The sequence below is a fragment of the Hymenobacter sp. H14-R3 genome, assembly GCF_030063445.1.
Lineage (GTDB): Bacteria > Bacteroidota > Bacteroidia > Cytophagales > Hymenobacteraceae > Hymenobacter.
Genome location: NZ_JASITD010000006.1, coordinates 76,358 through 89,738 on the forward strand (window position 1 = coordinate 76,358; position 13,381 = coordinate 89,738).

The 13,381-nt window shown below is 54.2% G+C and carries 12 protein-coding genes; all 12 read left to right on the top strand.

Translation table 11 applies throughout. The features are described from left to right. Nucleotides 1-77 precede the first annotated feature (77 nt). Nucleotides 78-1,175, top strand: coding sequence for a cytochrome c oxidase subunit II (locus QMK33_RS07780; RefSeq protein WP_283564007.1), 1,098 nt, complete (start codon nt 78-80; stop codon nt 1,173-1,175). 31 nt (nt 1,176-1,206) lie between these two features. Further along, complete coding sequence (locus QMK33_RS07785; protein WP_283564008.1) at nt 1,207-3,075, top strand: cytochrome c oxidase subunit I; 1,869 nt, start codon at nt 1,207-1,209, stop codon at nt 3,073-3,075. A gap of 164 nt (nt 3,076-3,239) precedes the next feature. Beyond that, complete coding sequence (locus QMK33_RS07790) at nt 3,240-4,334, top strand: COX15/CtaA family protein (RefSeq protein ID WP_283564009.1); 1,095 nt, start codon at nt 3,240-3,242, stop codon at nt 4,332-4,334. Nucleotides 4,335-4,425: 91 nt separating this feature from the next. Continuing rightward, nucleotides 4,426-5,277 (top strand): heme o synthase, encoded by an 852-nt coding sequence (gene cyoE, locus QMK33_RS07795; protein WP_283564010.1) that lies wholly within the window; start codon nt 4,426-4,428, stop codon nt 5,275-5,277. Nucleotides 5,278-5,370: 93 nt separating this feature from the next. Then, a complete protein-coding gene (locus tag QMK33_RS07800; RefSeq protein ID WP_283564011.1) occupies nt 5,371-5,961 on the top strand; it encodes a cytochrome c oxidase subunit 3 in 591 nt (196 codons plus the stop codon). Between the two features lie 44 nt (nt 5,962-6,005). Then, nucleotides 6,006-6,782: a cytochrome c oxidase subunit 3 gene (locus tag QMK33_RS07805; protein WP_502867053.1), complete on the top strand. Its 777-nt coding sequence runs from the start codon at nt 6,006-6,008 to the stop codon at nt 6,780-6,782. Nucleotides 6,783-6,872: 90 nt separating this feature from the next. Next, nucleotides 6,873-7,226: a cytochrome C oxidase subunit IV family protein gene (locus QMK33_RS07810; protein ID WP_283564012.1), complete on the top strand. Its 354-nt coding sequence runs from the start codon at nt 6,873-6,875 to the stop codon at nt 7,224-7,226. A 367-nt stretch (nt 7,227-7,593) separates the two neighbouring features. Next, nucleotides 7,594-7,929 (top strand): hypothetical protein, encoded by a 336-nt coding sequence (locus QMK33_RS07815; RefSeq protein WP_283564013.1) that lies wholly within the window; start codon nt 7,594-7,596, stop codon nt 7,927-7,929. Continuing rightward, entirely contained in the window at nt 7,913-8,494 is a 582-nt protein-coding gene (locus tag QMK33_RS07820; RefSeq protein WP_283564014.1) for a DUF420 domain-containing protein, read from the top strand. Before QMK33_RS07815 ends, QMK33_RS07820 begins: the two co-directional genes overlap by 17 nt. A gap of 35 nt (nt 8,495-8,529) precedes the next feature. Beyond that, nucleotides 8,530-8,775: a CAMCR motif-containing small membrane protein gene (locus QMK33_RS07825; protein WP_283564015.1), complete on the top strand. Its 246-nt coding sequence runs from the start codon at nt 8,530-8,532 to the stop codon at nt 8,773-8,775. Nucleotides 8,776-9,006: 231 nt separating this feature from the next. Then, complete coding sequence (locus QMK33_RS07830) at nt 9,007-12,714, top strand: sensor histidine kinase (RefSeq protein WP_283564016.1); 3,708 nt, start codon at nt 9,007-9,009, stop codon at nt 12,712-12,714. A gap of 157 nt (nt 12,715-12,871) precedes the next feature. Further along, nucleotides 12,872-13,327 (top strand): hypothetical protein, encoded by a 456-nt coding sequence (locus QMK33_RS07835; protein ID WP_283564017.1) that lies wholly within the window; start codon nt 12,872-12,874, stop codon nt 13,325-13,327. Nucleotides 13,328-13,381: the final 54 nt, after the last annotated feature.

Sequence of the window (13,381 nt, forward strand, 5' to 3'; positions counted from 1 at the left end):
ATTTTTAGAACTTAGGGCTCGTTGGCGAGTTGTTCACAAGCAATAAGCTCTGAGCTTGGAATCATACTTTTTATCCAATGACAACTTTAACTATTCTGCTGGTTCTGGCGCTGCTGCTGGTCGTATTTGGCCTGTTGTTTCGTATTCAGATACTGACAGCTATTTTCTCTGGCTCCTACGTGAAGCAGATTGGTACAAGCAACCGAATAAATGCTTTGCTAATGCTAGTATTTATGGTAGTTGGCGGTATAGCGTTCTTTTGGTCTTTTGCCGATAACTTCAGCAAGATGAATCCACCCATTGCATCAGTTCATGGCCATGCCATGGAGCGCATGTTCTGGACAACGATGATAGTTATTGGGATTGCATTTGTTATCACTCAGGCACTGTTATTTATTTATTCTTATAAATATCAGCACCAAGAAGGTCGTCGCGCTTACTTCTTTTCGCACAACAACAAAATCGAAGTTATCTGGACAATTATTCCCGCAATCGTAATGGCTGCGTTGATTTTTGCTGGTTGGAAAGCTTGGACGCGGATTACTGGTCCGGCTCCTAAAGATGCTATCGTATTGGAAGTAATGGGTAAGCAATTTAACTGGCTTGTCCGTTATCCGGGTCGTGACATGAAGCTCGGTGTAGTTAACTACCGCCTGATTGATGCTGCAAACGATTTTGGCTTCGACCTAAGCGATAAAGCAGCTGGTGATGACTTTGTGGCATCGGAGATTCACGTGCCAAAAGGACATCCAGTGCTCATAAAAATTCGCTCACGCGATGTATTGCACGCAGTTTATATGCCTCAGTTTCGCGTGCAGATGTATGCGGTACCAGGTATGCCCACGCGGTTCTGGTTTACCCCTACTACCACCACTGACGAGATGCGTGCGAAGCTAGGTAATCCAAATTTCAAATATGAGTTGGCCTGTAATCAGATTTGTGGTAAAGGCCATTTCGCCATGAAGCTTAACATCGTGGTGGATGAGCCAGACGATTACGTAGCTTGGTTTGCTGCCCAGACTCCCATCTCGAAAAACGCTGACCTAATGGCTTCTTTTAAGCAAATGAGCAAGCAAACGGGTCTGGGCAAAGGCGGTAGCCAAGATGCAAAAGAGGCAGCCACTGGGGAAGCTGGTGAAACAGTTGCTCCGCTTGCTGCTCAAGCTTCGCTTTAAGATTTAATTTTCAGCAGTTTTACCTTTTCTTATGGCCACTAGTATCCCGGTTTCTTCACAGTCGCAAGGCGGAGTAGGTACCGCGCCGGTGCCTCACACTGAGCACGACGACCATTTGCATGAACACGATGACCACCACGACCAACATTGGATGTGGAAGTACGTGTTCAGCCAAGACCACAAGATGATTGCTCGCCAGTTTTTGATAACTGGTATGATATGGGCGATTATTGGCGGTGCCCTTTCAAGCCTTTTCCGTTTACAACTCGGATGGCCGGAAGCTACTCTTGACTGGCTAAAGCCGGTTTTGGGTAAATGGATTGAAGGTGGTAAACTCGACCCTGAGTTTTACTTGGCATTAGTTACTATGCACGGCACCATTATGGTGTTCTTCGTGCTGACAGCTGGCCTTTCAGGTACTTTCTCGAATTTCCTGATTCCCTTGCAAGTAGGAGCTCGTGACATGGCTTCAGGCTTCATGAATATGCTCTCGTACTGGTTCTTCTTTGTATCGAGCATTATCATGTTTGCTTCGCTCTTCTTGGAGACTGGCCCTGCTGCTTCAGGTTGGACTATCTACCCGCCACTTAGCGCACTACCCCAAGCCATCTCTGGCTCTGGCATGGGTATGACAATGTGGCTGGTGAGCATGGTTTTCTTCATTGTGTCGCAGTTGCTGGGTGGTGTCAACTATGTTACTACCGTAATTAACATGCGTACTCGTGGAATGAGCATGAGTAAGCTACCGCTCACTATATGGGCGTTTTTTTTGACTGCTATTCTCGGTATTCTTTCGTTCCCGGTACTTTTCGCAGCAGCACTGTTGCTGGTTTTTGACCGCTCGTTTGGTACATCTTTCTTCTTGTCTGATATCTACATCGCTGGTCAGGCGCTGCACAACCAAGGTGGTTCACCAGTATTGTTTCAGCACTTGTTCTGGTTCCTTGGTCACCCTGAGGTATACATCGTAATCATGCCAGCAATGGGCATGGTATCTGAAATATTAGCGACCAATGCTCGTAAGCCAATCTTTGGTTACCGCGCAATGATTGGCTCACTGATTGGTATATCGCTGCTCTCGTTTGTAGTATGGGCTCACCATATGTTTGTAACGGGTATGAACCCTTTCCTAGGCTCAGTATTCATGTTCCTGACACTGATTATTGCCGTTCCTTCTGGTGTAAAGGTGTTTAACTGGTTAGCAACGCTTTGGCGCGGTAACATTCGCTTTACAGCAGCTATGTTGTTCTCAATTGGTTTCGTTTCTCTGTTCATCTCAGGTGGTTTGACCGGTATTATCCTTGGTAATGCTACTTTGGATATCCAGATGCACAACACTTACTTCGTGGTGGCTCACTTTCACTTGGTAATGGGTTCTTCGGCCTTCTTTGGTCTCTTTGCTGGTGTTTATCACTGGTTTCCGAAAATGTTTGGTCGTATGATGGACGAGAAGCTGGGCTACATTCACTTCTGGTTAACTTTCGCGGGTGTGTACTTAGTGTTCATGCCAATGCACTACGTAGGTATCGCGGGCTTCCCCCGTCGTTATTATTCTTGGACTGGCTTTGATGCCTTCTCGCAATTTGCTGACCTGAACAAGTTTATATCAGCTGCTGCCATTCTAGCATTCTTTGCTCAGTTCGTATTCATCTTCAACTTTTTCTACAGCATTTTCCGTGGTCGTCGGGCTACCGAAAATCCTTGGAACTCGACTACGCTAGAGTGGACTACTCCAATTGTACCAGGTCACGGTAACTGGCCTGGTGAGATTCCGGCTGTTTATCGTTGGCCTTACGATTACAGTAAGCCAGGTGCTGAGGAGGATTTTATCCCGCAGAACGTGCCTTATTCGCAAACGCCATCTTCTAACCTGCCTTACGAGCGGGAATTGGCTGAGTAGCTTGCCCTAGAGAATCTGCCTAGACGGGCCGCCGCATTGCGGCGGCCCGTTTTTTTATTTAGGCCCTTAATTAGAAGGATAAGCAGAAGCAATTTCCTGCCTTCAACTGTTTAGTAAGTACTATGGGGAAAGATGGGTTTGCAAGGCATTTTCGCTTCTGGAGTGTGCTTACCGTTGGTAGCATTTACTTATTAATACTTGTTGGTGGTGTAGTGCGGGCTACTGGCTCTGGAATGGGCTGCCCTGACTGGCCCAGATGCTTTGGCCAATGGATACCTCCTACGGAAGCTAGTCAATTACCAGTAGGTTACAAGCAGATTTACCTGGCACAGCGCGTTGCTAAAAACCAGAAATTGGCGCGTACACTGGCGGGCTTAGGTTTTAAGCAGGTAGCCGGAGATATTTTTGCTCACCCTACCCAATACATCGAGACTGAATTCAATGCTACTAAGACTTGGATTGAGTATTTGAATCGCTTACTTGGTGCCCTTATTGGCATTTTTGTCTTTATAACAGCCATAGTTGCTTGGCCCTACTGGAAACGCGACCGGCCGGTATTCTGGTTAGCGGTAGCTAGTTGGCTACTTACGGGTTTTCAGGGGTGGCTTGGGTCGCTGGTAGTGTCTACCAATCTGCTGCCCATAATGGTCACGATCCACATGGGGCTGGCGTTGCTTATTGTGGCGTTGCTACTCTATGCGGCGCATAGGGCGCGCTGGTCTAATGAGGAAGTAGTTTTGAGTACTCAAGTAGCTCTTGAGACTTTGGGTGAGCAAGATGAGGAGGTAGCCACTGCTACTGGCTTGCGTTGGCTCCTGTGGGGAATTCTGCTTCTCACTTTTGTGCAAATTATTATTGGCACGCAGGTGCGCGAGGAAATTGACCACATCGCTTCGGCTGCTGGTTATGGTAATCGACCCGCGTGGATTGACATGTTAGGGAGTATTTTCGAAACGCACAGAACTTTGTCAGCCATTGTGGTGCTAGCCAACGTTTTTGTAGGCTACCAGTTATGGCAATTGGCGGTACCATCCTTGAGGCAGTTGGTTGTAGGCATTTGGGTAATGCTGGGTCTGGAAATGGTAGCGGGGATTACCCTAGCTTATTTTGCTCTACCTGCTTTTATGCAGCCCGTACACCTGACATTGGCGACGCTGCTTTTCGGCGTTCAATTCCTGGCAGTGCTAGCGATGCGGCGGCTGTCGAGGGTGAGGGAAAAGCCAATCAGGACTTCGATGGTAGCACAAGCCACGTTATAGGTTACTAGCGTTCTGCTATCCAATATACCCATCGGTTAAAGCTTATCGTACGTGCTGAGCGTACCTTTGCATTAGCAATTTTATCTGGTTAATGAATAAGGCCCGCGCCTACTTTCAGTTACTCAAATTCCGGCTTTCATTCACGGTAGCCTTCTCTAGCGCGCTGGGCTATTTGTTGGGCTTAGCCACGCCAAACTGGGGGCGCGCCTTGTTGGTGTTGCTCGGTGGCCTGCTTGTAACGGGAGCAGCTAACATTATCAATCAAGTCTTCGAGAAAGACCTTGATAAACTGATGAAGCGCACCGAGAACCGCCCGTTGCCAACAGGGCGGATTTCACCTGCCGAAGCTTGGGTATTTTGCGTGGTGCTGGCAGTGGCTGGGCTTGGGCTGCTAGCCTACTACTTTAATCCCCTCACGGCGGCGCTGTCGCTGCTGTCGCTCATTCTGTACGGATTCATCTACACGCCACTCAAAACGGTGTCGCCGATATGTGTAGCGGTGGGGGCCATTCCTGGGGGGCTGCCCCCGCTCATTGGGTGGGTAGCAGCCACCGGCTTTGTTGGGGAGGCGGCCTGGGTGCTATTTGGCATCCAGTTTATGTGGCAGTTTCCCCACTTCTGGGCCATTGCCTGGGTAGCTGATGAAGATTACAAGCGGGCGGGGTTCAAGATGCTGCCTACGCCCGGTAATCGTGATCTACGCACGGCTTTCCAAATTATGACTTATACCGTGCTACTCATTCCGGTGTCGTTGTTGCCGCTGGTGTTGGGCATATCGGGGCGCGTCTCGGCGGGGGTAGCACTGGTGTGCGGAGTGCTGTTTGTGCTGCTTACCGTGCGCCTTATGCGCACGCAGGACCGCAAGTCAGCTCTAAGTATCATGTTCGCCTCTTTTCTCTATTTGCCCATCGTACAAATCGCGCTGCTTTTAGACAAAGTTTGATTTTTAGTTGTTAATCTTTTGTTGCTAGTAAGTGGAGCGTAAGGCTGTGACTGACCGCGAAACGGATAACTACTAATTGCTAATTACCTACCCATGAACACTTCCGAAGCACTATTGCCCGAAAAGGAAATAGGACTAGGTTGGCACCCTAAGCGTGTGCTGCTTATTCTGTTGATTTTCAGCATCGTAATGATGTTTGCTGCTTTTACCAGCGGCTACATTGTGCGGCGCGACGAAGGTAACTGGCGCGAGTTTGACTTGCCCGCCAGCCTGCTCTTCAACTCCATTATCATTGCCCTGAGCAGTGCTACCATGCAATGGGCCTATTACTCGGCCAAGCATGACGAAGTAAAGCGTGTTAACATCGGCTTGCTTTTGACAATTGCGCTGGGAATAGTATTCCTTTTCGGGCAACTGCACTCGTGGGGTGACTTGGTATCGGGCCGCACGTTTTTCGGCGGGGCTGATGCTAACCCTTCTGGCTCTTTTGTATACGTGCTGATGGGTGTGCACGCTTTCCACTTAGTTACGGGACTCATTTTTGTGGCCGTGGTTCTGAAGCGAAGCCTTAACTATCAGGTGCATTCGCGCGCTACGCTCTCGATTGGTAACGCTACCTTATACTGGCACTTCTTGGGTGGGCTTTGGCTGTACCTTTATTTGTTCCTACTTTTGAACCACTAAACGGGAATTTGGCGTAAAGCCCGCCTGTCCATCTGTTGTCCGTTATGGCCCACTCCACTACTTTGCAGCCCAATGCTGCCCCCGCCTCCTACGTCGATGCCCCTCGCACCGGCACCTGGGATGGCGGCAACGAACCCTTTAAGGCAAGCTATGGCAAGCTGATGATGTGGTTCTTTCTGCTGTCCGATACATTTACTTTCGGGGCGTTTTTGACTGCTTACGGCCTCATTCGCCACAAGCACGGAGTGTTCGCAGGGCAGGCCAAAGATTTCTTCTTTAGCACGGCGCATTGGCCTATTCCGGAGAAGGTGTTCAACTCGTTCCCTGGCTTGCACGGTATGGACCTACCGCTTGCCTTCGTGGCTCTGATGACGATGATTCTCATCTTCAGTTCGGTAACGATGGTGCTGGCAGTAGAAGCTGGCCATCGCATGGATAAAGCTGACGTACAGAAATGGTTGCTCTGGACTATCCTGTTCGGTTCGATGTTTTTGTCCAGCCAAGCAATCGAATGGACCCACTTCATCAGTGGCGAAGGCGAAGGCACGCTCATGGCCGACGGTACTGTAATGCACGGCGCTAACCTGACCATGAATCAGTACGGCCCGCCCCTTTTTGCTGATTTGTTTTTCTTTATTACGGGTTTCCACGGTACACACGTGCTCTCGGGCGTTTGCTTGCTGGTGTGGTGCTTTATCGCCACAACTAACGGCACCTTTGAGAAGCGGGGCCACTACGAGATGATTGAGAAGATTGGTCTCTACTGGCACTTTGTAGACCTAGTTTGGGTATTTGTTTTCACGTTCTTCTACTTGGTTTAAGTATTAAGTGAGCAGCAGGCAAGTGAGTAATCTACTTGTTTACCTACGCTAAAAACTTGCTTATCTACTCAACTATTCACTTACCTGTTTATGTCTAATCACGCGGAAGAACTCGCTTTGCATCCTGGCGAAATCGCCAAGCCCAACACTGCTTGGATTTGGAAGACTTTCTGGATTTTAGTTATTATCACGGCTGCTGAGTTTGCGATTGCCTTCACCATGACCTCGCCAGGTCTGCGTACGTTACGCAACAGCATCTTTATCGTGATGACGGTTTTGAAAGCCTTCTTCATCGTGGGCGAATTCATGCACTTGAAGCATGAGGCTAAGAGCCTCATCTGGACCATTCTGATTCCTACGGCTTTGCTGATTTGGCTGGTGGTAGCCCTCGTAACGGAAGGCTCTTACGTAGGCGAAGTATTGTCCCACATGTTCAGTAGCTAAACAATACAGGATGCGACCGCGCCAGACTATTTTACTGGGCCTGCTACTGCTGGTGCCAGTACTGGCGTTTCTCTTCCTCTACGGCTTCGGCCGCAATCATTACGCGCTGCCAACCTACTTGCCCGAACGGGCGGACTCCGTCCGCACTTCGGCGGGAGGGTGGCAGCGCGATACTGTTTTTCATAGGGTCCGGCCGTTTCGGGTGCGCACAGCTACGGGGCAAACCCTGACGAGCGCGGAGCTTGGTAGGGGGATGTACGTAGTACAGTTTTATGCCCCAGGGGCGGTTGGTGAACCAGGGGCTCGGGTGATGGCCCGCTTACAGGAGCACTTTCGACCCGAGCCACGAGTGCGCCTACTAACGTTGGTGCCAACCACGGAAAGCCCAGCTACAACCAGCGCACAGCTTACCAAACTTAATGAGCAGTACGGGACGATTAATGGCAAATGGTTCTTAGGGGCCGCACCCGCCGATACACTGCGCCAACTGGCAAAAGAGGAATTTGGGCAAACGACGCTGAGGCCCGAGCGCCTGCCGTTTCGGCCGGCTACTGAGCCGGGGAACCTGTTGCCCGGCCGGCTGTTATTGATTGACGGTGCGCAACATGTGCGTGGCTACTACGACGCGGCTAACAAGCACGAGGTCGAGCGGCTCATCACCGAAATTAACGTTTTGCTCTATACTTATGACGACCGCGACTGAGCAGCTGCATCCGCCCGTGCTGGAGCCGGGTGATTATACTAAGTACAAAATAATATTGGGGACGCTGGGGGCGGTGGTGCCCTTGCTGGTGGCCGTTATTTTCTACTACAAGAACATTTTCCGGATTGAAGGTGCTGCCGTGTATTTGCATGCGTTGCCTGCCGTGAATGCCGCGTTGAACTCGGCCACCGCCGTGGCGCTGCTGGTGGGCTTCTACTTTATCAAGCAAAAAAACGTGCTGGCGCACCGCGCTGCCATGGGTACGGCGTTCGCTTTTGGTGGGCTGTTTTTGATTTCCTACGTAGCCTACCACTCGCAAGTAGAGAGCACGCATTTTGGGGGAGTGGGAGCCGCTCGGATGGCTTATTTCCTCCTATTGCTTACACACATCAGCTTGGCCGTTGTAACGGTGGGGTTGGTGCTGTTTACGCTCTACTTTGCCCTTACGGGGCAGTATACCAAGCACCGGCGCATTGCGCGCTGGACCTTTCCTATCTGGCTTTACGTCTCGGTAACGGGCGTTATCGTCTACTTCATGATTGCGCCGTATTACCCGGCGGGTTAAGGTAAACATTCTGACTTACTGACCGTTCTACTAGTATGAAAAAGCTGATTTTTGGATTATTACTTAGCTTCTTAACCCTATCAACGCTGTTGCCCGTCCAGGCTCAGTGCGTGATGTGTAAAAGCCAGGTGGAAGCTGCTCGCCAAGAGCGCGACGACTATGATGTAGATGGCCTCAACAAAGGCATCGTTTACATGATGACTGTGCCCTATATTTTGATGGGTGCCGTGGGTTTCTTCTGGTACCGTCGCACACATCCTAAGCGTCCTACCAAGTTCTAAGGTTTTTGGAACAGGTAGTTTTTGGTATAGACTGAGCCGCCGGCTCCGCGCAATGCGGATAGCCAGCGGCTCTTGTTTTTGGATGGCCTTACTGCTTGCTGTAATGTGAGGAGGGGAAGCGCGGTCGGCTTGGTTTTTGTCTGGCCTGGTTTTCTATTTCAACCCGTCCTCTTGTCTGCTCGGCCCCCTACTCATTTTTCCTTAGCCCGCGTTTGGCCCATTGCGTTACTCGTGCTGGCATTGCTAAGCTTTGGGGCGAGTTGGCTGGCTAACACTTACTGGCAGCTACCCGGCACTAACCCGCTGTACCCGAGTGCGGCGCGTTTGCAGCGGCTCGTGAACCAGGCGGCTACCACGGCCGGGGCCGAGGCCGAGCAGGTAGCTCAGCAATGCCAGCCCCCGGCCGCGCCCGATTTCCGACAGCTATTAGCCGAGTGCTCATATCCCACTTTTGTGGCGGTGAATGGGGCGCTGGTTGGCTGGTCGGCCTCCGGCCCAGCTCCCATTGAGGCTGAGTTGGCCGACTCAAGCGCCGAGCGGCTATCGCAAACGGCACTGGGTGAGTTTTTGGTGGTGCGGCGCGCGCGCGGGGCGGTGGTGGTGCTGGTGTACGTGCCACTGGCGCGCCGCTATGGCATCAGCAACCGCTACTTGCGTGAGGGTGCTGAGCCGGCACTCCTGCAAGGCATGGAAGTGCAGGTGCGCCGCACCCCGGTGCGCGCCCGCGAAACGCACGGGCTAGTAGCCGCTTTGGTCGATACCCAGGGGCACTACCTCTTCTCGGTGGTGCAACTGCCAGGCGATGCGCTAACGGGCCGGATATTGCCGCTGCTGCTGCTGCTGCTGGGCATATCGTTTTACACCGCTGGGTGGCTTGGCGTAGCGCGCCGGTGCTGGCAGCGCGGCCACGTAGCTGCGGCCCTCGCGGTGCTGGCGGTTACGCCAGTGGCCCTGCGACTAGTCTTGCTCTACCTGGGGCTGCCCTACGCCTGGCTGGAAATCCCGTTGTTTGACCCCCGTATCTATGCGGTGTCGGGCCTGGCCCCTTCGCTGGGCGACTTGCTGCTCAATGGGTTGCTGGCCGTGCTGCTGGCCGTGCTGGCAGTGTTGGTGAGCCGCCAGTATCAGTTGCCGGCCCAGGCCCTGCGGGCCCGCCCAGGCCGGTGGGGCACGGCGGCGCTGCTGGTACTGGGCCTCCTTGTTTTTGGCCTGCACAACTACTACTCAAGCGCGTTCAGCAACAACCAGCTCAGCTTGGATATCACGCAGAGCATCCAGATGAGTAGCTTTCGGCTGGTGCTACTGCTGGCAGTGGTGCTGCACACGGCGGCTTTTGTGGTGGGCATTTACTTGTGCACCGAGCTGGTAGTGCCCGACCTGCGCCGCCTGCCCGGCCGGCTGCTGCTGCTGGGTACGGTGCTGGCGGTGCTGCTGCTAAGTGCGGGGGCCTTGCTGCACCAGGTGCTGCTGCTGCTGCCGGGCGTTACGCTGCTGTACCTGGTGCTGGTGCAGGCCGGCAAGCTGGCGGGCCGTGTGGGGCCGCGCTACCTGCTGCTGCTGTTGCTGCTGGGTTTGGCATCGGCCGTTGGGGCGATGGCCTTGTATGGACAGTTTGAGCGGCAGTTGCTGCTTGATAAGCAGCGGTTAGCAAGTAACTTACTGGTAGATAACGATTTGCAGGGAGAATTTTTGCTGGGCCAACGGCTGCGCCAACTCGCGGCCGACCCAGTTATTACCCACTTGCTCACTACCGTGCCGGTGCGCACCGAGGCGCTGCGCCGCCGTATCGAGCGGCAGTACCTGCGCACTTATTTTGATAAGTACGAAGAGTCGGTGGACCTCTTTGACCCCCGTGGCCAGCCCGTGGGGGGAGAGGCCGATGACACCCTAACCTTCGACCAAACGCGCGAGCGGCTCGCGCGCACGGCCACGCCCACCGACCAGGCCGGCGTGTATTTGTTGAAATCAGACAACTCGTTTAGCTCGCGGCGCTACGTGGCGGTGGTGCCCATTACGCAGCCGGCCCCGGGGGGCGTTGGGCCGCCCGCGCCGGCGGGTACTATCTTGCTTATGCTGAGCCTTAAGCAATTGGCCAGCTACAGTGTGCTGCCCGAACTACTGGTAGACCAAAAGTTTTTTCAGCCGGGTCTGGCCACCGACCTCAGCTACGCGGGCTATGCGCAGGGCCAGCTCGTGTACAGTGAGGGCGATTTTGATTACGCCAATAATTTTCCGGTAGAACTGCTCGATGACCCGCGCATGAAGCAAGAGGGCCTGATAATCGGCAACTTCCACCACTTGGCCCTGCCCGACGCCAGCGGCCGGCGCGTGGTAGTGGTTACCACCAGCACCTACTCGCTGGCCGACTGGTTTTCCAATTTCTCCTTTCAGCTGCTGCTCAATGTATTAGTGTGGCTACTGGCGGGGGGTAGCTATCTGCTGGCGCGGCGTGGCGGGCTGGGGTTGCGGTTCAATTTTAGCGCCCGCATTCAGCTGCTGCTCAACCTGGGTATCCTTATTCCCTTGCTGGTAGTGAGCGTGGCCACGGCCAGCCAGGTTATTTCGGGTTACCGCCGCGACCTGCTCCGCACCTACGAGCGCCGGGGCCACATTGCCCTCGAAAGCCTGCTGCGCCGCCGCGACCAGCTCACCGATACCACGGCGCTGCCCGTGCTCACGGCGCTGGCCCGCAACGTGGCCGCTCTTACCGAAACCGACCTCAACCTCTACGATGCCCGCGGGCAGCTGCTGGTGAGCTCGCAGCCGCTCATTTTTGAGGCGGGCTTGCTGGGGCCGCTGCTCAACCCCCAGGCGCTAGTAGACCTGCGCACGCGGGGCCTTAGCCGCACGCTGCTCACTGAGCGGGCCGGCACGCTCTCCTTTAGCTCGCTCTACCTGCCGGTGCGGGCCGCCAGCACCGACGGCCCGGCCGGGCCCGTGCTGGGCTACGTAGGCATCCCATTTTTCGACTCGCAAAAAGAACTGGATAGCAAGCTCACCGAGCTGTTTACCACGATTCTCAACATCTTTACCCTCATGTTTGTGGTGTTTCTGGGGCTGGCCTTTGTGGCTACGCGCCAGCTCACGGCCCCGCTCAAGCTGCTAACCCAGCGCCTGATGCGCACCACGCTCACCGGCCAAAACGAAGTGCTCGACTACCGCAGCAGCGACGACGAAATTGGCCTGCTGGTGACCGAGTACAACACCATGCTGCGGAAGCTGGAAGCCAGCAAGCGCGAGCTGGCCGCCCAGGAAAAAGAAGCCGCCTGGCGCGAAATGGCCCGCCAGGTAGCCCACGAAATCAAAAATCCGCTCACACCTATGAAGCTGAGCCTTCAATACTTACAAAAAGCCATTGCCGAGCGCCGGCCCAACGCCGAGGAGCTGATTGGTCGCATTTCCCAAACGCTGATTACCCAGATTGACGTACTCTCCGACATTGCTACCTCGTTCAGCACCTTCACCAACCTGCCCACCATGCGGCCCGCCCGCCTGGATGTGACGGCCGTGCTGCGCCACTGCGCCGACCTGTTTCGCCAAAGCGATGGCGACGAGCACGGCGCGCTGCACCTGCACCTGCCCGCCGACGGCACCTTCACCGTTTTTGCCGATGAAAGCCTGCTGGTGCGCACCTTCAACAACTTGCTGCTCAATGCCAAGCAGGCCGTGCCGCCCGGCCGGCCGCCCCGCCAGCAAATCAGCCTGCGCGCTAGTGGCGCAGGCCAGGTGCTCATCACCATTGCCGACAATGGCGCGGGCATTGCAGAGGAGGTGCGCGATAGTATTTTTCGGCCCAACTTCACCACCAAAGCTACTGGCTCGGGTATTGGGCTGGCGGTGGCCAAGCGGGGTATCGAGAGTGCGGGCGGCCGCATTTGGTTTGAAACGGAAGTAGGCGTGGGCACCACGTTTTTTATTGAGCTACCGCTGGCGGGGTAAAGCAGTTGGGCGAGAAATCAGGATGGTTCACCGCGTGAAAAGAGGCGTTCGGCTATTGAACCAGTACGTTGGGTAAGCGGGTTAGGCAAGCGGACCCGGGATAGTATAGTTTCACCTCAGAATAAGTACACCCGCTCTCCGCTTCTAATTATTAGCTATGTCAAAACGCCTACAAATTCTTGGTCTTGGCCTGGGGTTGCTGCTGTGCAGCCTCGGCGCCTCGGCCCAGGATGCCCCGTTACCCCAACTGTCTACCCCTTCCGTGCCGGAGTTGTTAGCCGCCGTTGGGGCCCAGTCTGAGCCCACTACGGTAGCGGTGCCCCAGCGGACCAGGCAGCAGGTTGACTACCTGGCCGATGCCTTGCAACTGAAGGCGCGGCAGGTGGCTATTTTGCGGGCCGCCTTGCAAACCCGCCTCGATGCCTCCGAAGTACTGAGCCACTTGCTATTTGCCTCGCCGCCAGCCGCCACGGCCGCGTTCGAGGCCATTGACTTTCGGTATTACGCTGCTATGGGTAAAGTGCTTACGCCAAATCAGTTCCACAAGTTATTGCAACTCGATGAGCAGGTTGTGACGGAGGCTGAAGCACCAATGGTACTACGTAGGCACTAACCGGCCAGCTATAGCCGACAAGCCCCCAAACGAAGAGGCGGGGCGACCCAACGG

What these genes read in the sequence shown, in the direction of transcription:
- QMK33_RS07780 (WP_283564007.1), top strand. Translation starts at nt 78, where the DNA reads ATGACAACTTTAACTATTCTGCTGGTTCTGGCGCTGCTGCTGGTCGTA.
- QMK33_RS07785 (WP_283564008.1), top strand. Translation starts at nt 1,207, where the DNA reads ATGGCCACTAGTATCCCGGTTTCTTCACAGTCGCAAGGCGGAGTAGGT.
- cyoE (WP_283564010.1), top strand. Translation starts at nt 4,426, where the DNA reads ATGAATAAGGCCCGCGCCTACTTTCAGTTACTCAAATTCCGGCTTTCA.
- QMK33_RS07800 (WP_283564011.1), top strand. Translation starts at nt 5,371, where the DNA reads ATGAACACTTCCGAAGCACTATTGCCCGAAAAGGAAATAGGACTAGGT.
- QMK33_RS07805 (WP_502867053.1), top strand. Translation starts at nt 6,006, where the DNA reads ATGGCCCACTCCACTACTTTGCAGCCCAATGCTGCCCCCGCCTCCTAC.
- QMK33_RS07810 (WP_283564012.1), top strand. Translation starts at nt 6,873, where the DNA reads ATGTCTAATCACGCGGAAGAACTCGCTTTGCATCCTGGCGAAATCGCC.
- QMK33_RS07820 (WP_283564014.1), top strand. Translation starts at nt 7,913, where the DNA reads ATGACGACCGCGACTGAGCAGCTGCATCCGCCCGTGCTGGAGCCGGGT.
- QMK33_RS07825 (WP_283564015.1), top strand. Translation starts at nt 8,530, where the DNA reads ATGAAAAAGCTGATTTTTGGATTATTACTTAGCTTCTTAACCCTATCA.
- QMK33_RS07835 (WP_283564017.1), top strand. Translation starts at nt 12,872, where the DNA reads ATGTCAAAACGCCTACAAATTCTTGGTCTTGGCCTGGGGTTGCTGCTG.